This is a genomic window from Pseudomonas sp. NS1(2017), assembly GCF_002269425.1.
Classification (GTDB): Bacteria; Pseudomonadota; Gammaproteobacteria; order Pseudomonadales; family Pseudomonadaceae; genus Aquipseudomonas; species Aquipseudomonas reactans.
Window position 1 is genome coordinate 2,370,889 of record NZ_CP022960.1, and the last position, 18,103, is coordinate 2,388,991.

18 protein-coding genes are annotated in these 18,103 nt (G+C 61.0%); 13 read left to right on the top strand and 5 right to left on the bottom strand.

What is annotated here, in order from left to right; genetic code table 11:
* Window positions 1–58 precede the first annotated feature (58 nt).
* The 7 genes from mreC (at window position 59) to tldD (ending at window position 10,069) form a co-directional block, all read left to right on the top strand.
* A complete protein-coding gene (gene mreC / locus CI807_RS11225; protein WP_095014712.1) occupies window positions 59–1,159 on the top strand; it encodes a rod shape-determining protein MreC in 1,101 nt (366 codons plus the stop codon).
* Complete coding sequence (gene mreD, locus CI807_RS11230) at window positions 1,159–1,647, top strand: rod shape-determining protein MreD (RefSeq protein WP_016976217.1); 489 nt, start codon at window positions 1,159–1,161, stop codon at window positions 1,645–1,647. The genes mreC and mreD overlap by 1 nt, the downstream gene beginning before the upstream one ends.
* Window positions 1,648–1,697: 50 nt before the next feature.
* Complete coding sequence (locus CI807_RS11235; protein WP_095014713.1) at window positions 1,698–2,294, top strand: nucleoside triphosphate pyrophosphatase; 597 nt, start codon at window positions 1,698–1,700, stop codon at window positions 2,292–2,294.
* A gap of 70 nt (window positions 2,295–2,364) precedes the next feature.
* A complete protein-coding gene (rng, locus tag CI807_RS11240; RefSeq protein WP_010213134.1) occupies window positions 2,365–3,822 on the top strand; it encodes a ribonuclease G in 1,458 nt (485 codons plus the stop codon).
* A 75-nt stretch (window positions 3,823–3,897) separates the two neighbouring features.
* Window positions 3,898–7,713 carry a YhdP family protein gene (locus CI807_RS11245; RefSeq protein WP_095014714.1) on the top strand — a complete coding sequence of 1,272 codons (3,816 nt, stop codon included), beginning with the start codon at window positions 3,898–3,900 and terminating at the stop codon, window positions 7,711–7,713.
* A gap of 48 nt (window positions 7,714–7,761) precedes the next feature.
* Window positions 7,762–8,610 carry a carbon-nitrogen hydrolase family protein gene (locus CI807_RS11250; RefSeq protein ID WP_028618849.1) on the top strand — a complete coding sequence of 283 codons (849 nt, stop codon included), beginning with the start codon at window positions 7,762–7,764 and terminating at the stop codon, window positions 8,608–8,610.
* Window positions 8,611–8,626: 16 nt separating this feature from the next.
* Window positions 8,627–10,069 (top strand): metalloprotease TldD, encoded by a 1,443-nt coding sequence (gene tldD / locus CI807_RS11255; RefSeq protein WP_095014715.1) that lies wholly within the window; start codon window positions 8,627–8,629, stop codon window positions 10,067–10,069.
* 45 nt (window positions 10,070–10,114) lie between these two features.
* Here tldD and yjgA read toward each other — a convergent pair whose 3' ends face one another.
* The gene (gene yjgA / locus CI807_RS11260; RefSeq protein ID WP_033899348.1) at window positions 10,115–10,636 is read right to left on the bottom strand and encodes a ribosome biogenesis factor YjgA; all 522 of its coding nucleotides are present in this window, start codon (window positions 10,634–10,636) and stop codon (window positions 10,115–10,117) included.
* A gap of 108 nt (window positions 10,637–10,744) precedes the next feature.
* Here yjgA and pmbA point away from each other — a divergent pair, with 108 nt between their 5' ends.
* From pmbA to CI807_RS11290, 6 genes are all read left to right on the top strand, one after another.
* On the top strand, window positions 10,745–12,091 hold the full coding sequence (pmbA, locus tag CI807_RS11265; protein WP_095014716.1) for a metalloprotease PmbA: 1,347 nt from the start codon (window positions 10,745–10,747) through the stop codon (window positions 12,089–12,091).
* Between the two features lie 150 nt (window positions 12,092–12,241).
* Window positions 12,242–12,637, top strand: a complete 396-nt coding sequence (locus tag CI807_RS11270) for a FagA protein (RefSeq protein WP_095014717.1) — start codon at window positions 12,242–12,244, stop codon at window positions 12,635–12,637.
* Window positions 12,630–14,006, top strand: a complete 1,377-nt coding sequence (locus CI807_RS11275; RefSeq protein ID WP_095014718.1) for an aspartate ammonia-lyase — start codon at window positions 12,630–12,632, stop codon at window positions 14,004–14,006. Before CI807_RS11270 ends, CI807_RS11275 begins: the two co-directional genes overlap by 8 nt.
* A 27-nt stretch (window positions 14,007–14,033) precedes the next feature.
* Entirely contained in the window at window positions 14,034–14,462 is a 429-nt protein-coding gene (locus CI807_RS11280; protein WP_095014719.1) for a hypothetical protein, read from the top strand.
* Between the two features lies 1 nt (window position 14,463).
* On the top strand, window positions 14,464–15,075 hold the full coding sequence (locus CI807_RS11285; protein ID WP_016976209.1) for a superoxide dismutase: 612 nt from the start codon (window positions 14,464–14,466) through the stop codon (window positions 15,073–15,075).
* Window positions 15,076–15,108: 33 nt separating this feature from the next.
* Window positions 15,109–16,002 (top strand): ZIP family metal transporter, encoded by an 894-nt coding sequence (locus CI807_RS11290; RefSeq protein WP_095014720.1) that lies wholly within the window; start codon window positions 15,109–15,111, stop codon window positions 16,000–16,002.
* A gap of 98 nt (window positions 16,003–16,100) precedes the next feature.
* On the opposite strand, the gene CI807_RS11295 is transcribed toward CI807_RS11290, so the two are convergent.
* The 4 genes from CI807_RS11295 to hpf are packed head-to-tail and all read right to left on the bottom strand — an operon-like array spanning window position 16,101 to window position 18,030.
* Complete coding sequence (locus CI807_RS11295) at window positions 16,101–16,373, bottom strand: HPr family phosphocarrier protein (RefSeq protein ID WP_016974292.1); 273 nt, start codon at window positions 16,371–16,373, stop codon at window positions 16,101–16,103.
* Between the two features lie 16 nt (window positions 16,374–16,389).
* Window positions 16,390–17,247 carry an RNase adapter RapZ gene (rapZ, locus tag CI807_RS11300; RefSeq protein ID WP_016976207.1) on the bottom strand — a complete coding sequence of 286 codons (858 nt, stop codon included), beginning with the start codon at window positions 17,245–17,247 and terminating at the stop codon, window positions 16,390–16,392.
* A gap of 2 nt (window positions 17,248–17,249) precedes the next feature.
* Window positions 17,250–17,714, bottom strand: coding sequence for a PTS IIA-like nitrogen regulatory protein PtsN (gene ptsN / locus CI807_RS11305; RefSeq protein ID WP_095014721.1), 465 nt, complete (start codon window positions 17,712–17,714; stop codon window positions 17,250–17,252).
* Between the two features lie 10 nt (window positions 17,715–17,724).
* Window positions 17,725–18,030, bottom strand: coding sequence for a ribosome hibernation-promoting factor, HPF/YfiA family (gene hpf / locus CI807_RS11310; RefSeq protein WP_003171804.1), 306 nt, complete (start codon window positions 18,028–18,030; stop codon window positions 17,725–17,727).
* Window positions 18,031–18,103: the final 73 nt, after the last annotated feature.

An 18,103-nucleotide genomic window follows, 5' to 3' on the forward strand; every position in this document is an offset into this window, starting at 1 on the left:
TCCAGGCCGGTTAGATGCCGTATGAATAAAGAGAACATTTGCCTGGGAGGAGCGGCTTATTAAACCGCTTTTCGCCAAAGGCCCCTCATTGGGCGTGCGCCTGTTGGTGCTGGTCGTGCTTTCGGTCGCGCTGATGGTGGTCGATGCCCGCTTTGCACTGCTCAAGCCCGTGCGCAGCCAGATGTCGCTGGTGTTGATGCAGACTTACTGGATCACCGACCTGCCGCAACGTCTCTACCAGGGCGTGGCCAGCCAATTTGGCAGCCGCACCGAACTGGTCGCCGAAAACGAAAAACTCAAGACCGAAAACCTGCTGTTGCAGGGGCGCATGCAAAAGCTCGCGGCCCTCACCGAGCAGAACGTTCGGCTGCGCGAGTTGCTCAATTCTTCCGCGCTGGTCAACGAAAAGGTCGAAGTGGCCGAGTTGATCGGCATGGACCCCAACCCCTTCACCCATCGCATCATCATCAACAAGGGTGAGCGCGACGGTGTGGTCCTGGGCCAGCCGGTGCTCGATGCCCGTGGCCTGATGGGCCAGGTGGTTGAGCTGATGCCCTACACCTCGCGGGTATTGTTGCTGACGGACACCACCCACAGCATTCCGGTGCAGGTGAACCGCAACGGCTTGCGCGCGATTGCCAGCGGCACCGGTAACCCGGAGCGCCTGGAACTGCGCCATGTGGCGGACACTGCAGACATCAAGGAAGGCGACCTGCTGGTCAGTTCCGGCCTGGGTCAGCGTTTCCCGGCGGGCTACCCGGTGGCGACGGTGAAGGAAGTGATCCACGATTCCGGCCAGCCGTTCGCCATTGTGCGTGCCGTGCCGACTGCCGCCCTGAACCGCAGCCGCTACCTGCTGCTGGTGTTCAGCGACAACCGTACGCCGGAAGAGCGCGCCAACGACGCCGCGCAGGCCCAGGAAGCGGAAGACAAGCAAAACGGTACAGCGCCGATCGTTCCGGCGACCGTGCCCAAGCCGGCATTCGTCGGGCCGCCTGCTCCGACGGCGGCTCCGGCAGCGCCTGTAGCCACCCCGGTCAAGCCGGCAGCCCATAACACGCGTCCTGCCAAGCCAACCGTGACTAAACCACCGGCCGCGACCCCGGCTGCCAAGCCTCCGGCAACTGCCCCGGCAACCACGCGGCAGAGGGAGGAATAATGGCCAGTACTCATTCGCGCAACGGCTGGATTGTCTGGCTGACCTTTGCTATCGGCATGCTGCTGAGCGTTTCGCCCTTGCCGCAGTTCATGGAAATCCTGCGCCCGCTCTGGCTGGCACTGTTGCTGGCGTTCTGGTCGCTGAACCTGCCGCATAAGGTCGGCATGGTCACGGCGATGTTCCTGGGCTTGGCGGAGGATGTGCTCTATGGCACCTTGCTGGGCCAGAACGCGTTGATCCTGACCCTGATCACCTTCCTGGTGCTGTCGTTGCAGCAACGCCTGCGCATGTTCCCTATGTGGCAGCAATGCCTGGTGATCCTGGTGATCTTCGGCCTGGCGCAGTTGGTTCAGCTATGGCTGAGTGCGTTGACCGGTAACCGCCAGCCAACCTTGGCGCTGGTATTGCCGGCGCTGGTCAGTGCCTTGCTGTGGCCATGGATCAGCTTCGGTCTGCGTGGGTTGCGTCGTCGCTATAAAATCAATTGAATGGATTGCGAGGCTCTGCCTGGTTATCGAACCCTACAGGGAGAGTCTGCATGAATTCGCTTTACCTGGCCTCGGGCTCCCCGAGGCGGCGTGAATTGTTGACCCAGATCGGTGTGCCTTTCACCGTGGTCAGCGCCGCTATCGATGAAACTCCTCTTACAAACGAACCCGCCGTTGCCTACGTCGAGCGCCTCGCGCGTGGCAAGGCAGCGGCGGGGTTTGCTGCGCTCGAAAATACTGCCGACGCCTGCGTGTTGGGCGCCGATACCGCCGTAATCGTCGATGGCCAGATACTCGGCAAACCCGTCGATCAGGCCGACGCCTTGGCAATGTTGATGGCGCTGGCGGGGCGTGAGCATGAAGTGCTGACCGCCATTGCCCTCACCGACGGCCAACGCTGTGAGACTGTTTGTGTAAGCAGTCGTGTACGGTTTCGCGGGATTTCCGTCGAGGAAGCGACCACCTACTGGCACAGCGGCGAACCCCAAGACAAGGCGGGCGGCTATGCTATCCAAGGGTTGGGCTCGGTCTTTGTCGCCGGGCTCAATGGCAGTTATTCCGCCGTGGTAGGCCTGCCGGTGTGCGAAACCGCGCAACTGCTCGGCCAATTCGGCATACCCTGTTGGCAAAACCTTACCGCGCGCTGAACGCCGTACCCCAGCGCCCAGCCTTAAGCGACCGGTCACTATTGTGAAAACGCCTGAACGAGACCCAGCCATGAGTGAAGAGATTCTGATCAATATCACGCCGATGGAATCGCGCGTGGCGGTGGTAGAGAACGGTGTTCTGCAAGAAGTGCATGTTGAGCGCACCCAGAAGCGCGGGATCGTCGGCAATATCTACAAAGGCAAGGTGGTGCGGGTTTTGCCGGGCATGCAGGCGGCCTTCGTCGACATCGGCCTGGACCGTGCCGCGTTTATCCATGCTTCGGAAATTTCCCTGCGCGAAGGGCCAGCGGTAGAAAGCATCAGCGCCCTGGTACACGAAGGGCAGAGCCTGGTGGTGCAAGTCACCAAGGACCCCATCGGCTCCAAAGGCGCACGCCTCACCACGCAACTGTCGATTCCGTCGCGTTACCTGGTGTACATGCCGCGCACCGCCCATGTCGGCATTTCCCTGAAGATCGAAGACGAAGCCGAGCGCGAGCGCCTGAAAAAGGTGGTCAGCGACTGTGTGGCGGCCGAAGGCATCAAGGAAGCGGGCGGATTCATCCTGCGCACCGCCGCTGAGGGTGCCGGCGCCGATGAAATCCTCATGGATATCCGCTACCTACGGCGCCTGTGGGACCAGATCGGCGCACAGATCAAGACCATCGGCGCGCCCAGTGTGATCTATGAAGACCTCGGCCTGGCCCTGCGCACGCTGCGCGACCTGGTCAGCCCGAAGATTGAGAAAATTCGCATCGACTCGCGGGAAACCTTCCAGCGCACCACGCAATTTGTTGCCGAGTTGATGCCGGAAATTGCCGACCGCCTGGAACACTATCCCGGCGAGCGACCGATCTTCGATCTGTATGGCGTCGAAGACGAAATCCAGAAAGCCCTGGAGCGCAAGGTGCCGCTCAAGTCCGGTGGCTACCTGGTAGTGGACCCGGCGGAAGCCATGACCACCATCGACGTCAACACCGGCGCGTTCGTCGGCCATCGCAACCTCGAAGAAACCATCTTCAAGACCAACCTCGAAGCGGCCACCGCGATCGCGCGCCAACTGCGCCTGCGTAACCTGGGCGGCATCATCATCATCGACTTCATCGACATGGAAGATGAAGAACACCAGCGCCAGGTGCTGCGTACCCTGGAGAAACAGCTGGAGCGCGATCACGCCAAGACCAACATCATTGGCATCACCGAGCTGGGCCTGGTGCAGATGACGCGCAAGCGCACCCGCGAAAGTCTGGAGCAGGTGCTGTGCGAGCCGTGCAGCAGTTGCCAGGGCCGCGGTAAATTGAAGACCCCGGAAACCGTTTGCTACGAGATTTTCCGCGAAATCCTGCGAGAGGCGCGAGCCTACCAGGCCGAGGGGTACAGAGTGCTCGCCAACCAGAAAGTGGTCGACCGGCTGCTGGACGAAGAATCCGGTAACGTTGCCGAACTGGAGGGGTTTATCGGGCGCACGATACGCTTTCAGGTCGAAACCATGTATTCCCAGGAACAATATGACGTGGTGCTGCTCTGATCCCCAATCGTTTTCTTTTTACGAGACGGCAGACCTTGATCTGCCGTCCGACTACTGTCTTGAGGGTCGCCTGACATGGAGCGTCTGATACGCTTTTTTGCCGCTTTGACCCGTTGGGGCCTGGGCCTCTGTGCCTTGCTGCTGGTATTGGCAGCGGTGTATGTGAGCCTGGGGCGCGAGCTGACGCCGCTGGTGGCCGAGTACCGTGCGGAGATCGAAGCCAAGGCCCAGGCCGCGGTGGACATGCCGTTGCACATTGGCAGCCTTGAAGGCCGCTGGAGCGGCTTCGCGCCGGTATTACGGGCCCACGATGTGATGGTGGGCGAGGGCAGCAGTGCCTTGCGCCTGGATCAGGTCGAAGTGGTGCCGGATATGTGGGCCAGCCTGATGGCCCGTGAAGTGCGCATTGCCCATCTGCAAGTTAGTGGCTTGCAGCTCAGCGTCAAGGAAGACAAGGACGGTAAATGGGCGTTGCAGGGCTTGCCGGTGCAGGACGACCAGCCCGTGGACCCTGAGCAGTTGCTCAAGAACATGCAAAAGGTCAAGCGTGTGTCGCTGCTCGACAGTCAGGTGACTTTGCAGCCGTTTGACCAGGCGCCGGTAACCCTGACGTATGTCGGCCTGAGCCTGCACACCGGCATCACCCGTCAACGCCTGGATGCGCGCCTGACGCTGCCCGACGGTCAACCCTTGGCGGTGAACCTGCGCACGCGCATTCGCGCCAACCAGTGGAAGGACGGCGAAGTCCAGGCGTACCTGAGCCTGCCGCAAAGCGACTGGGCCAAGTGGATCCCAGCCAAGCTGACCCAGCAATGGAAGCTCACACAATTCAAGGCTGGTGGTGAATTCTGGCTGACCTGGGCCAAAGGTACCGTGCAAAGCGCGGTGGTGCGCCTCAACTCGCCACAGGTAAAAGGCAGCTACGCCGACCGCAAACCTGTGCATATCGAGAACCTGGCGCTCACCGCCTACCTGCAACGCAGCGATACCGGTCTCAAGGTGCTGTTCGACTCGCTGGCGATGAACCTGGGGGAAACCCGCTGGGAATCGCGCCTGCAACTTCAGCAAACCCTGGCCACCGACAAGGATCAGGAAATCTGGAAGCTCCAGGCCGACCGCCTGGACCTCACGCCGATCACGCCGCTGCTCAATGCCTTGGCGCCGCTGCCGGAGGGTTTCGCCAAGACCATTCAGCACCTCAAGGCGACGGGCCTGCTGCGTAATGTGCTGGTGGATTTCCGTCCTCAAGATACGACGGATCAAAAAGTCAGCTTCGCCGCCAACCTCGAACGCATCGGTTTTGATGCCTACTTTGGCGCACCCGCCGCGCGCAACGTGTCCGGCAGTATCAGCGGTGACTTGGGGCATGGCGAGTTGCGCATGGACAGCAAAGACTTTTCCCTGCACCTCGACCCGATCTTTGCCAAGCCGTGGCAGTACATCCAGGCCAATGCGCGCCTGACGTGGAAGCTCGATAAGCAAGGCTTTACCCTGATCGCCCCGTATATCGAGGTGCTGGGTGAGGAGGGCAAGGTCGCTGCCGACTTCCTGATTCGCCTGCATTTCGATCACGACCAGGAAGACTACATGGACCTGCGGGTCGGCATGGTCGATGGCGATGGGCGTTTCACCCCCAAATACCTGCCGGCGGTGTTGAGCCCAGCGTTGGATGAGTGGCTGCGTACGGCGATTCTCAAGGGCGCGGTGGACCAAGGCTTTTTCCAGTATCAGGGTTCGCTGAACCACGACGCGCTGCCGGCTTCACGCAATATCAGCCTGTTCTTCAAGGTGCATGATGCCGAACTGGCGTTCCAGCCGGGCTGGCCGCATGTGAGCAAGGTCAGTGGCGAAGTGTTTGTCGAGGAGAGCGGCGTGCGCATCCTGGCCAGCAAGGGCCAGTTGCTCGACACCAAGGTCAAGGACGTCTACGTCAATATCCCCCACGCGCCGGCGGGCAAGGACAGTCATCTGTTGCTGACCGGCGGGTTTGCCGGCGGTTTGGGTGACGGTTTGAAAATCCTTCAGGAAGCACCGATCGGCACCGCATCGACCTTTGCCGGGTGGAAGGGGGAGGGCGACCTGCAAGGCAGCCTTGACCTGGATGTACCGTTGGCGAAGGGCACCGAGCCGAAAATCGTGGTGGACTTCAAGACGGATAAAGCGCGCCTGCAACTGGCCGAACCGACCCTGGACCTGACCCAGCTCAAGGGCGATTTCCGCTTCGACAGCGCCAAAGGCCTCAGTGGCCAGAACATCACGGCCCAAGCGTTCGACCGGCCGATCACCGCGCAGATCGTTGCCGATGGCAAGCCGGGCAATATCAGTACGCGTGTGACTGCCAAGGGCCAGGTAACGGTCAAGCGACTGACGGACTGGTTGAAAGTCAGCCAGCCGTTGCCGGTGTCCGGCGATATTCCCTACCAGTTGCAACTGACCCTGGACGGTGCCGATAGCCAACTGATGGTCAGCTCCAACCTGAAGGGCGTGGCCGTGGATTTACCCGCTCCGTTCGGCATGCCGGCGAGCCAGGGGCGTGACAGCGTGTTCCGCATGACTTTGCAAGGTGCCGAGCGGCGTTATTGGTTCGACTACGGCGAGCTGGCCAACTTCACCTTCGCTGCGCCGCCGGACAAATTCAATGAGGGGCGAGGAGAGCTATTCCTCGGTGATGGCGATGCTGTGTTGCCAGGAGCCAAGGGCTTGCGCATTCGCGGCGTGCTGTCTGAACTCGATATCGACCCGTGGAAGAAGCTGGTAGACCGCTACGCGGGCAACGATCCGGGCGGCAGCGCCAAGCAGTTGCTCAGCGGCGCTGACTTCAAGGTGGGCAAGCTGACCGGCTTTGGTACCCAGTTCGATCAGGTCAACCTCCTGCTGGACCGCAAGCCCGCAGCCTGGGGTTTGCAGCTCGACAGCCAGCAGGCCAAGGGCACGGTCAACCTGCCGGACGCCAAAGGCGCGCCGATTGCGATCAACCTGCAGTATGTAAAGCTGCCGGCAGTGGATCCGACGGTGCAGGCTGATGAAAACGCACCGGACCCCTTGGCCGATGTCGACCCCAAAAATATCCCTGCGCTGGATATCGCCATCGATCAACTGTTCCAGGGCCCTGACCTGATAGGCGCCTGGTCGCTGAAAATCCGCCCGACCGCCAAAGGCCTGGCCTTCAATAACCTGGACCTCGGCCTCAAGGGCATGCAGCTCAAGGGTGCGGGTGGTTGGGAAGGGGCGGCTGGTGACAGCAGCAGTTGGTACAAGGGCCGACTGGATGGCAAGAATATCGGCGATGTGCTCAAGGGGTGGGGTTATGCGCCTACCGTCACCAGCCAGGATTTCCATCTGGATGTGGATGGTCGCTGGCCCGGTTCGCCAGCCTATGTCGGGCCCAAGCGATTCTCCGGCAGCCTGGATGCGGCGTTCCGCAACGGCCAGTTTGTGGAAGTGGAAGGCGGTGCCCAGGCGTTGCGGGTGTTTGGCCTGCTGAACTTCAACTCCATCGGGCGACGTCTGCGCCTGGACTTCTCGGACTTGCTCGGCAAGGGCTTGAGCTATGACCGTGTGAAGGGCTTGCTGGCGGCGAGCAATGGGGTATTCGTGACCCGTGAGCCGATCACCATGACCGGGCCTTCGACTAACCTGGAGCTAAACGGCACCCTTGACCTGGTCGCAGACCGTGTCGACGCCAAGCTGCTGGTCACCCTGCCGGTGACCAACAACCTGCCGATCGCAGCGCTGATCGTGGGTGCGCCGGCTATTGGCGGTGCGTTGTTCCTGATCGACAAGTTGATCGGTGATCGGGTTTCACGTTTCGCCAGTGTGCAATACAAGGTCGAAGGGCCGTGGAAGGACCCGAAAATCACCTTCGACAAGCCATTTGAAAAGCCAAACTGAGGGCCTGTGGAGTAGCATGGCCGCATGCCCATGACGGAGAGACGGCCCATGTCCTTTGCGGTAATTCAAATGGTCAGCCAGAGCGATGTGCTGGCCAACCTGGCCCAGGCCCGGCGCTTGCTGGAACAAGCCGCAGCGGGTGGGGCGAAGCTGGCGGTATTGCCGGAAAACTTCGCTGCCATGGGCCGCCGCGACGTGGCCGACATCGGTCGCGCCGAAGCACTGGGCGAAGGCCCGATCCTGCCGTGGTTGAAACAGACCGCCCGCGACCTCACCTTATGGATAGTGGCTGGTACTTTGCCGCTGCCGCCAAAGGACCAGCCGAACGCCAAGTCTAATGCCTGCTCGTTGCTGGTGGATGATCAGGGTGAAATCGTTGCCCGTTACGACAAGCTGCACCTGTTCGATGTGGATGTCGCCGATGCCCGCGGCCGTTATCGCGAATCCGACGACTATGCTTTCGGAGGCAATGTGGTGGTGGCGGACACGCCTGTTGGCCGGTTGGGCCTGACGGTGTGTTACGACCTGCGCTTCCCCGAGCTGTACAGCGAGTTGCGTGCGGCGGGGGCTGAGCTGATTACCGCGCCGTCGGCGTTTACGGCGGTGACCGGCGCGGCGCATTGGGATGTGCTGATTCGCGCACGCGCCATCGAGACCCAGTGTTACCTGCTGGCGGCGGCTCAAGGCGGCGTGCATCCGGGGCCACGGGAAACCTATGGTCATGCGGCGATTGTCGACCCTTGGGGCCGTGTGCTGACACAACAGGATCAAGGCGAAGCGGTGTTGCTGGCCGAACGCGATAGCAGTGAACAAGCGTCGATACGGACGCGCATGCCGGTGGTCAACCATCGGCGCTTTTTCTCGCAGGGCGCACAGCGACCTGCTTCGGAACGATGAATTTAAGGCCATACCTATGAGCGAGTTGTTGTCCTCAGTCAGTGATCACCTCCTGGCGCCCGGTGGCGTGACCATCGAAAGCTTGCAGACCGTACTCGGCGACTTGGCGGGGCCGGGCATCGACGCCGCCGACCTGTATTTCCAGGGCCAGATTTCCGAGTCCTGGGCCCTGGAAGACGGCATCGTCAAGGAAGGCAGTTTCAACCTCGACCAGGGTGTGGGCGTGCGCGCGCAATCCGGCGAGAAAACCGGTTTTGCCTACAGCAACGCAATCACCCTGGAAGCCTTGGGCCTGGCCGCGCGTGCTGCGCGTTCGATATCCCGTGCCGGGCAAAATGGCACGGTGCAGGCATTCAGCACCCAGGACGTAGCGCAGTTGTACGCGCCGGATAACCCCCTGGAAGTGATCAGCCGTGCGGAAAAAGTCGACTTGCTCAAGCGTATCGATGCCGCTACCCGCGCTCTCGACCCGCGTATCCAGCAGGTCACCGTGAGCATGGCCGGTGTGTGGGAGCGCATTTTGGTCGCGTCTACCGACGGCGGCCTGGCGGCGGATGTACGCCCGCTGGTGCGCTTCAACGTCAGCGTGATCGTCGAACAGAACGGTCGCCGCGAGCGGGGTGGTCATGGCGGCGGCGGGCGTACCGACTACCGTTATTTCCTCACCGACGACCGTGCCATGGGTTATGCCCGTGAGGCGCTGCGCCAGGCGTTGGTCAACTTGGAAGCCATTCCTGCCCCGGCCGGCACTTTGCCTGTGGTCCTGGGTTCGGGCTGGTCCGGCGTGTTGCTGCACGAAGCGGTCGGCCATGGCTTGGAAGGTGACTTCAACCGCAAGGGCAGTTCGGCCTACAGCGGGCGCATGGGCGAGATGGTCGCGTCCAAACTCTGCACTATCGTCGACGACGGCACCTTGGCTGGGCGCCGGGGCTCGCTGAGCGTCGACGACGAAGGCACCCCGACCGAGTGCACCACCCTGATCGAAAACGGTGTGCTCAAGGGCTACATGCAAGACAAGCTCAACGCCCGCCTGATGGGCGTGGCGCGCACGGGTAACGGCCGTCGCGAATCCTATGCGCACCTGCCGATGCCGCGCATGACCAATACCTACATGCTCGGTGGCGAAAGCGACCCGGCCGAGATCATCGCTTCGGTCAAGCGCGGTATCTACTGCGCCAACCTCGGGGGCGGCCAGGTGGATATCACCAGTGGCAAGTTCGTGTTCTCCACCAGCGAAGCCTATCTGATCGAAGACGGCAAGATCACCGCGCCGGTCAAAGGCGCAACGTTGATCGGTAATGGGCCGGAAGCCATGAGCAAGGTGTCGATGGTCGGTAACGACCTGTCGCTGGACAGCGGCGTGGGCACCTGCGGGAAAGACGGGCAGTCGGTGCCGGTGGGTGTCGGCCAGCCAACGCTGAAGATTGATGCGATCACCGTGGGTGGCACGGGCTCGTAAGAGGTGGAGCTTCGGGTGACGCAGAGCGCCACCCGGGGCAGAGGATCAACGCAGGCCGCGTTGAGTCTCGTCCAGCTCACGGATGTACTTGAAGATTTTACGGCTGGTCGCCGGCGCCTTGTTATGCGCCAGTTCGTGCTGGGCCTGACGGATCAGGGAGCGCAGTTGCTGGCGGTCCGCGTCCGGATAGTCCACCACGAATTTCTCCAGCACCGCGTCATCGCCCGAGATCAGGCGGTCACGCCAACGTTCCAGGTTATGGAAGCGTTCGTTGTACTGGCGAGTGGAGGCATCGGTTTGATCGAGCAAGGTCAGAATGGCGTCGATGTCCTGATCGCGCATGAGTTTGCCGATAAACGAGATGTGCCGTTTACGCGCGATATTCGCGGTGTGCTTGGGCGCATCGGCCAGGGCACGACGCATTTCGTCGGTCAGTGGCAGTTTTGCAATCAAGTCTTTTTTGAGCGTTGTGAGGCGCTCGCCGAGGTCAACCAGAGCATGCAGCTCACGTTTGACCTGGGTTTTGCTTTTCTCCCCATCGAGGGAGTCGTCGTAAGAATCAACCATGGTGGCAGTCCGCAAAGAAACGCCGCCATGATAACCAGTCGGGGGCCGCTTGTCCGGCCCGGTCGCTCGATGGCCTTAACCGAAAGCAGAATTTGAGTGGAGAAAACCATGAGTGCAGCCCAAAGCGTCGGTCCGCAAGCGTTACCGGCACTGCAGGAACAAGTCGAGCAGATCCTTGCCGAGGCCAAGCGCCAGGGGGCCAGTGCCTGTGAAGTGGCCGTGTCGCTGGAGCAGGGGCTGTCGACGTCGGTGCGTCAGCGGGAAGTGGAGACCGTTGAGTTCAACCGCGACCAAGGCTTTGGTATCACCTTGTATGTCGGGCAGCGCAAAGGTTCGGCGAGTACCTCGGCCAGCGGGCCGGAAGCGATTCGCGAGACGGTGGCGGCTGCGCTGGCAATCGCCAAGCACACCTCTGAAGACGAAAGCTCAGGCCTGGCCGACAAGGCGCTGATGGCCAAGGACTTGCAGGATTTCGATCTGTTTCATGCCTGGGACATCACACCCGAGCAGGCCATCGAAAAGGCATTGATCTGCGAAGCCGCCGCGTTCGACGCCGATGCCCGCATCAAGAACGCGGATGGCACCACGTTGAGCACGCACCAGGGTTGCCGCGTGTATGGCAACAGCCATGGTTTTATCGGGGGTTATGCGTCCACCCGCCATAGCTTGAGCTGCGTGATGATCGCCGAAGCCGATGGCCAGATGCAGCGCGATTACTGGTACGACGTGAACCGCCAGGGCGAGTTGCTGGCGGACCCGGTCAGCATTGGCCAGCGCGCCGCGCAGCGTGCAGCGAGCCGCCTGGGCGCGCGCCCGGTGCCAACCTGTGAAGTGCCGGTACTGTTTTCGGCAGAACTGGCCGGTGGGTTGTTTGGCAGTTTCCTGGGCGCGATTTCCGGTGGCAACTTGTACCGTAAGTCCTCGTTCCTGGAGGGGGCGATTGGCCAAAAGTTGTTTCCAGAGTGGCTGACCATCGATGAGCGTCCGCACTTGATGCGCGCCATGGGCAGTACGTCGTTCGACGGTGATGGTCTGGCGACCTATGCCAAACCGTTCGTCGAGAAGGGCGAGTTGGTGTCTTACGTACTGGGCACGTACGCCGGTCGCAAGCTGGGCCTGCCAAGCACCGCAAACTCCGGTGGCGTACACAACCTGTTCGTCACCCATGGCGATGAAGACCAGGCGGCGCTGCTGCGGCGCATGGGGCGTGGACTGTTGGTGACTGAGTTGATGGGCCACGGCCTGAACATGGTGACCGGTGATTACTCCCGTGGTGCTGCAGGTTTCTGGGTGGAAAATGGCGAGATTCAGTTCGCTGTCCAGGAGGTGACCATCGCCGGCAATATGCGTGACATGTTCAAACAGATCGTCGCGGTCGGAAACGACCTGGAACTGCGTAGCAACATTCGCACAGGTTCGGTGTTGATCGAGCGGATGACTGTCGCCGGCAGCTGATCTTTCCGACGTTTAAGCAAAAAAGGCGCGCCACCCATTGGGTGGCGCGCCTTTTTTTGTGGGCGTTTTGCAGGCGGATCAATTTGCAGCTATTGTTTTGATTCTCAATATCATTTAATAATAAATATCATTACCGAATGAGCGTGGATCATGAGTTCTGTCCTGCATGAGGATCCTTACCTGGAGAGCTGGCGCTGGATGAGTCGCCAGATTCGCTGCGGCCTTGACCCCAACGAGCCGCGCCTGATCGAACACTACCTCAATGAGGGTCGATACCTGGCGTGCTGCACCGCGACCCATCCGTGGACGATCGCAGAAACCTCATTCCGCCTGCTGCTCGATACCGCCAGCGACATCGCGCTGCCCTGGCATTGGCGCTCCATGTGCCTGGATCAGGCGTGGCGCCCATTACGCGACTTGGAAAAACTCTCTCACTGTGCCTGCCGCCTCAAGCGCTGGCAGTCCTTTGCGTGGCGATTGGCGACCTGCGAATTGCTGCCGTCTATTTCTCACTCCGACCTGGTGCAAGGATCTAACGATGAGTAACACCCGTATCGAACGCGACAGCATGGGCGAACTGCAAGTGCCGGCCGAGGCCTTGTACGGTGCGCAAACCCAGCGCGCGGTGAACAACTTTCCGATCAGTCACCAACGCATGCCGGCGCAATTCATCCGCGCCCTGATCCTGGCCAAGGCCGCCGCCGCCAAGGTCAATGTCGACCTCAAGCAAATCAGTGAAGGGCAGGGCAAAGCCATCGTCGACGCCGCTCAAGGCTTGCTGGAAGGCGACTTCATGCAGCACTTCCCGGTGGATATCTTCCAGACCGGTTCCGGCACCAGCTCCAACATGAACGCCAACGAAGTGATTGCCACCCTGGCCACCCGCTTGCTCGGCGAGTCGGTCAACCCCAACGACCACGTGAACTGCGGCCAAAGCAGCAACGACATCATTCCGACCACCATTCACGTCAGTGCCGCGCTGGTCCTGCACGAGCAAACACTGCCGGCCCTGCTGCACTTGGTGCAGGTGATTGAGCAGAAGGCCGAAGAGGTTCACCCGTTCATCAAAACCGGCCGCACGCACCTGATGGATGCCATGCCAGTGCGCATGAGCCAGGTGCTCAATGGCTGGGCGCAGCAGCTCAAGGCCAATATCGGGCATTTGCAGGACCTTCTGCCGAGCTTGCAGGCGTTGGCCCAGGGCGGCACTGCGGTAGGCACCGGGATCAACGCGCACCCCGAGTTCGCGGCACGTTTCAGCCAGCAACTGAGCAGCCTGAGCGGCGTTAAATTCACGCCCGGCAAGAACCTGTTCGCCCTGATTGGCTCCCAAGACACCGCCGTCGCAGTCTCCGGCCAGTTGAAAGCCACTGCTGTGTCGCTGATGAAAATCGCCAACGACCTGCGCTGGATGAACTCCGGCCCGCTTGCCGGCCTCGGTGAAATCGAGCTGGAAGGCTTGCAGCCTGGTTCTTCGATCATGCCCGGCAAGGTCAATCCGGTGATCCCCGAAGCAACCGCGATGGTTGCCGCTCAGGTCATCGGCAATGACACAGTGATCACTGTCGCCGGTCAATCGGGCAACTTCGAGCTGAACGTGATGCTGCCGATCATTGCGCAGAACCTGCTCAGCAGTCTCGAATTGCTGGCCAATTCCAGCCGTTTGCTGGCGGACAAGGCCATCGCCAGCTTCAAGGTCAATGAAGCCAAGCTCAAGGAAGCGCTGTCGCGCAACCCGATCCTGGTGACGGCACTTAACCCGATCATCGGCTACCAAAAGGCTGCTGAAATCGCCAAGAAGGCCTATCAGCAAGGCCGTCCGGTGATTGATGTCGCCCTTGAGCACACCGACTTGCCACGTAGCCAACTGGAGATCCTGCTGGATCCGGAAAAGCTCACGGCCGGCGGCGTGTAATAAACGACCCTGCTTTGGAGGCTCACCATGGAGCACTGGAAACGCACGATCGAACGGGCCAATCGCTGCTTTATGGCGGGCGAATTGGTTGACGCTCGCGAGGCTTACTTGCAAGCCCTGGCCCTGGCCCAAGTGTTGTTCGAACGCTGGGCGGATGCCGACGAAGCAGTGGCGGCCTGCGTCATTTCCCATCACAACCTGGCGGACCTGCACCTGCGGCTGAACCAGCCCGAGGAGAGCGCCGAATACCTCTGCGCGATCCACCAGCGCCTGCTGCAGACCATGCAGGACCCGCGCCTGAACCCGCAATTGCGCGAAGCGGCGCTGCGCCAGAGCAGCAAGACCTACGTCGAGCTATTGAATTTCATCAGCGATCACGGCGAATACCCTCGCACCCATCGCCTGTTGGGTGGCGCTGCGGCGCAACCCACCACTCCTCAATATGGAGCACATTGATATGACCTACACCTTGCCTGCCTTGCCTTACGCTTACGACGCCCTGGAACCGCATATCGATGCGCAAACCATGGAAATCCACTACACCAAGCACCACCAAACCTACATTAACAACCTCAACGCTGCCGTCGAGGGCACCGAGTTCGCCGGCTGGCCGGTCGAGAAGCTGGTTTCCAGTGTGCAGCAACTGCCGGAAAAACTGCGTGCAGCGGTGATCAATCAGGGCGGTGGTCATGCCAACCACTCGCTGTTCTGGGCGGTGATGTCGCCCAAAGGCGGTGGCAAGCCCGAAGGCGCACTGGGTAAAGCCATCGAGGAGCAATTGGGCGGTTTTGATAGCTTCAAAGAGGCGTTTACCAAAGCTGCACTGACCCGTTTCGGCAGCGGCTGGGCCTGGCTGAGTGTCACCCCACAAAAGACGCTGGTGGTGGAAAGCAGCGGTAACCAGGACAGCCCGCTGATGGGTGGCAACACACCGATCCTCGGCCTGGACGTGTGGGAGCACGCCTACTATCTGCTTTACCAGAACCGCCGCCCGGAATACATCAATGCCTTCTACAGTGTCATCAACTGGCCGGAAGTCGCTGCACGCTATCAGGCCGCCGTGGCCTGACATTCACCTTCATAACAAGATCTAAGGCCGACTATGGGCACTGAAACACTGGCGATCAGCAGCGGGCGAATGTTTCGTTATGCGTTCGGCTCGCTGTTGCTATTGGCAGGTACTGCATTGCTGGTGGCCCATGGGCTGGCCTGGCTGAACCTGGAACCACGGATTCTGCGTGCGCTTCAGGGTGGATCTATCTGCGCTCTCGGTACGGCGCTCGGCGCGGTGCCGGTGCTGGTCATTCGGAGGATGCCGGTGGCGTTGAGCGATACGTTGCTGGGCTTCGGGGCTGGGGTGATGTTGGCGGCGACCGCATTTTCGCTGATCGTGCCGGGTATTGCTGCGGCTGAAAGCCTGGGGCTTTCGCCCTGGGGCGCCAGTGGATTGATCAGCTTCGGCATCATGCTGGGGGCATTCGGGCTGTATCTGGTGGACCGCAAGGTCTCCGGTGCCAGTCCGGAAATGCTGGTGGGCACACCGGAAAAGCCGGTGATTCCGCCACGTATATGGCTGTTCGTGTTTGCCATCATCGCCCACAACATCCCGGAAGGTATGGCGGTCGGCGTCTCGGCGGGCGGCGGCATGCCGGATGCCGACAGCCTGGCCATGGGCATTGCCTTGCAGGACGTGCCCGAAGGGCTGGTGATTGCGTTGGTGCTGGCCGGGGCCGGGATGTCGCGGGTCAAGGCGTTCCTGATCGGCGCGGCGTCAGGCCTGGTCGAGCCGGTATTCGCCGTGCTCTGCGCTTGGTTGGTGAGCCTGGCCGAGGTGCTGTTGCCGTTGGGGCTGGCCCTGGCCGCCGGCGCGATGCTACTGGTGGTGACCCACGAGGTCATTCCCGAATCGCGGCGCAATGGTCACGAAAAGCTCGCCAGTTTGGGGTTGTGCATCGGTTTTTGCTTGATGATGGTGATGGACACGGCCTTGGGGTAAACCGCTCCCTTGTAGGAGCCGGCTTGCCAGCGATCGGTCGCGAGTCTTGCGCGGGATGGAAGGACGCCATCGCCGGCAAGCCGGGCTCCTACAGGGGGTTATTCGCCTTCGTCGAAGAAGTTATTGATCAGCGCCACCAGTGCGGCCATCGCTTCGTCTTCCTGCTCGCCTTCCGTCTTCAAGTGAATCTTGGTGCCCTTGCCCGCTGCCAACATCATCATGGCCATGATGCTTTTACCGTCGACCATGGACTCCGGCGTGCGACCGGCGCGGATCTGGCAGGGAAACTGCCCGGCCACGCCCACGAATTTAGCCGAAGCGCGGGCATGCAGACCCAGTTTGTTGATGATTTCAATTTCCAGAGCGGGCATCGCGAAGGTGTTCCTTTCAGCTAAGGTCGCGGTGGCGGACCTGGACGTTCTTGAGGGTTTTTTGCAGGACCTGGCCCAGGCGCTCGGTCAGGTAGACGGAGCGGTGGTGCCCGCCGGTGCAGCCGATGGCAATGGTGACATAAGCCCGGTTGCTGGCGGCAAAGCGCGGCAGCCATTTGAGCAGGTAACTGGAGATGTCATGGAACATCTCCTCCACATCCGGTTGTGCGGCCAAGTAATCGGCCACGGGCTGATCCAGCCCGGACTGTTCGCGCAGTTCCGGCTTCCAGTAAGGATTGGGCAGGCAACGCACGTCGAACACCAGGTCGGCGTCCACTGGCATGCCGCGCTTGAACCCAAACGACTCCACCAGAAACGCCGTACCCGGCTCTGGCTGGTTCAGCAGGCGCAGCTTGATGGCATCACGTAACTGGTACAGGTTGAGGCTGGTGGTGTTGATCTTGAGGTCGGCGAGGTCAATGATCGGGCCCAGCAGCTTGGTTTCGTCTTCGATGGCTTCGGCCAGGGAGCGATGAGGGCTGCTGAGGGGGTGACGCCGGCGGGTTTCCGAGAATCGCTTGAGCAGAGTCTCTTCGTCGGCATCCAGGTACAGCACGTCGCAATGAATATGCTTAGCCCGCACTTCCTCGAGCAATTGCGGGAAACGCTCAAGGTGGCTGGGCAGGTTGCGGGCATCAATCGAGACGGCGACCAGCGGTTGCGCCAGTTCGGTGTGGATCAACGCGCGTTCCGCCAATTCCGGCAGCAGGCCGGCGGGCAGGTTGTCGATGCAATAGAAACCGTTATCCTCAAGTACGTTGAGGGCGGTGCTTTTACCCGAGCCGGAGCGGCCGCTGACGATGATCAAACGCATGATTACTGCCCGCTCTGTTCATCCAGGACAACCTGATACAGCGCCTCGTTGCTGCTGGCGCTGCGCAGTTTGTCGCGCACTTCCTTGCGGTCGAGCATGCTGGCGATCTGCCGGAGCAGTTCCAGGTGCGCATCGGTGGCGGCTTCCGGGACCAGCAGCACGAACAGCAGGTCGACCGGGGCGCCGTCGATGGCATCGAAATCGATGGGATGGTCCAAGTGCAGCAGGGCGCTGACGGGGGTCTCGCAGCCTTTGAGGCGGCAGTGAGGAATCGCGATGCCGTTACCAAAACCGGTCGAGCCAAGTTTTTCACGGGCAATCAATGCCTCGTACACAGCTTGCGTATCCAGTTCGGGCACTTCTCGGCCGATCAGGTTGGCAATTTGTTCGAGGGCGCGCTTTTTACTGCCGCCCGGCACGTTCACAAGAGAACGGCCGGGGGTCAGGATGGTTTCAAGTCGGATCATGGGGGGAGAGTTAACGACCTGTACCTTGCATCAGGTGCAGATTCTTTTCCTTATGCTTTATGAGTTGGCGGTCCAGCTTGTCGTAGAGCGAGTCGATCGCCGCGTACATGTCTTCATGCTCCGCATTGGCGACGAGCTTTGCATTCGGTACGTGCAGGGTGGCCTCGATTTTCTGCTTGAGCTTATCGACCTCCATGATGACCTGCACGTTGGTGATCTTGTCAAAATGCCCCGCCAGCTTGTTCAGCTTGCTTTCGGTGTATTCGCGCAGGGGTTTGGTGACTTCCAGCTGGTGTCCACTGATGTTGACTTGCATACAGCTTCTCCTTCGTTGCCAGTGCATAAAGCGGTGGGCAGGAATACCCACCACTGGAACGCTGTGGCCCGCC

Coding starts and splice junctions, on each gene's coding strand:
- rapZ (WP_016976207.1), bottom strand. CDS start 17,247: ATGCGTTTGATCATCGTCAGCGGCCGCTCCGGCTCGGGTAAAAGCACC.
- tldD (WP_095014715.1), top strand. CDS start 8,627: ATGAGCGAGTTGTTGTCCTCAGTCAGTGATCACCTCCTGGCGCCCGGT.
- CI807_RS11275 (WP_095014718.1), top strand. CDS start 12,630: ATGAGTAACACCCGTATCGAACGCGACAGCATGGGCGAACTGCAAGTG.
- rng (WP_010213134.1), top strand. CDS start 2,365: ATGAGTGAAGAGATTCTGATCAATATCACGCCGATGGAATCGCGCGTG.
- CI807_RS11290 (WP_095014720.1), top strand. CDS start 15,109: ATGGGCACTGAAACACTGGCGATCAGCAGCGGGCGAATGTTTCGTTAT.
- pmbA (WP_095014716.1), top strand. CDS start 10,745: ATGAGTGCAGCCCAAAGCGTCGGTCCGCAAGCGTTACCGGCACTGCAG.
- hpf (WP_003171804.1), bottom strand. CDS start 18,030: ATGCAAGTCAACATCAGTGGACACCAGCTGGAAGTCACCAAACCCCTG.
- CI807_RS11245 (WP_095014714.1), top strand. CDS start 3,898: ATGGAGCGTCTGATACGCTTTTTTGCCGCTTTGACCCGTTGGGGCCTG.
- CI807_RS11250 (WP_028618849.1), top strand. CDS start 7,762: ATGTCCTTTGCGGTAATTCAAATGGTCAGCCAGAGCGATGTGCTGGCC.
- CI807_RS11235 (WP_095014713.1), top strand. CDS start 1,698: ATGAATTCGCTTTACCTGGCCTCGGGCTCCCCGAGGCGGCGTGAATTG.
- CI807_RS11295 (WP_016974292.1), bottom strand. CDS start 16,373: ATGCCCGCTCTGGAAATTGAAATCATCAACAAACTGGGTCTGCATGCC.
- CI807_RS11285 (WP_016976209.1), top strand. CDS start 14,464: ATGACCTACACCTTGCCTGCCTTGCCTTACGCTTACGACGCCCTGGAA.
- CI807_RS11280 (WP_095014719.1), top strand. CDS start 14,034: ATGGAGCACTGGAAACGCACGATCGAACGGGCCAATCGCTGCTTTATG.
- yjgA (WP_033899348.1), bottom strand. CDS start 10,636: ATGGTTGATTCTTACGACGACTCCCTCGATGGGGAGAAAAGCAAAACC.
- ptsN (WP_095014721.1), bottom strand. CDS start 17,714: ATGATCCGACTTGAAACCATCCTGACCCCCGGCCGTTCTCTTGTGAAC.
- mreD (WP_016976217.1), top strand. CDS start 1,159: ATGGCCAGTACTCATTCGCGCAACGGCTGGATTGTCTGGCTGACCTTT.
- CI807_RS11270 (WP_095014717.1), top strand. CDS start 12,242: ATGAGTTCTGTCCTGCATGAGGATCCTTACCTGGAGAGCTGGCGCTGG.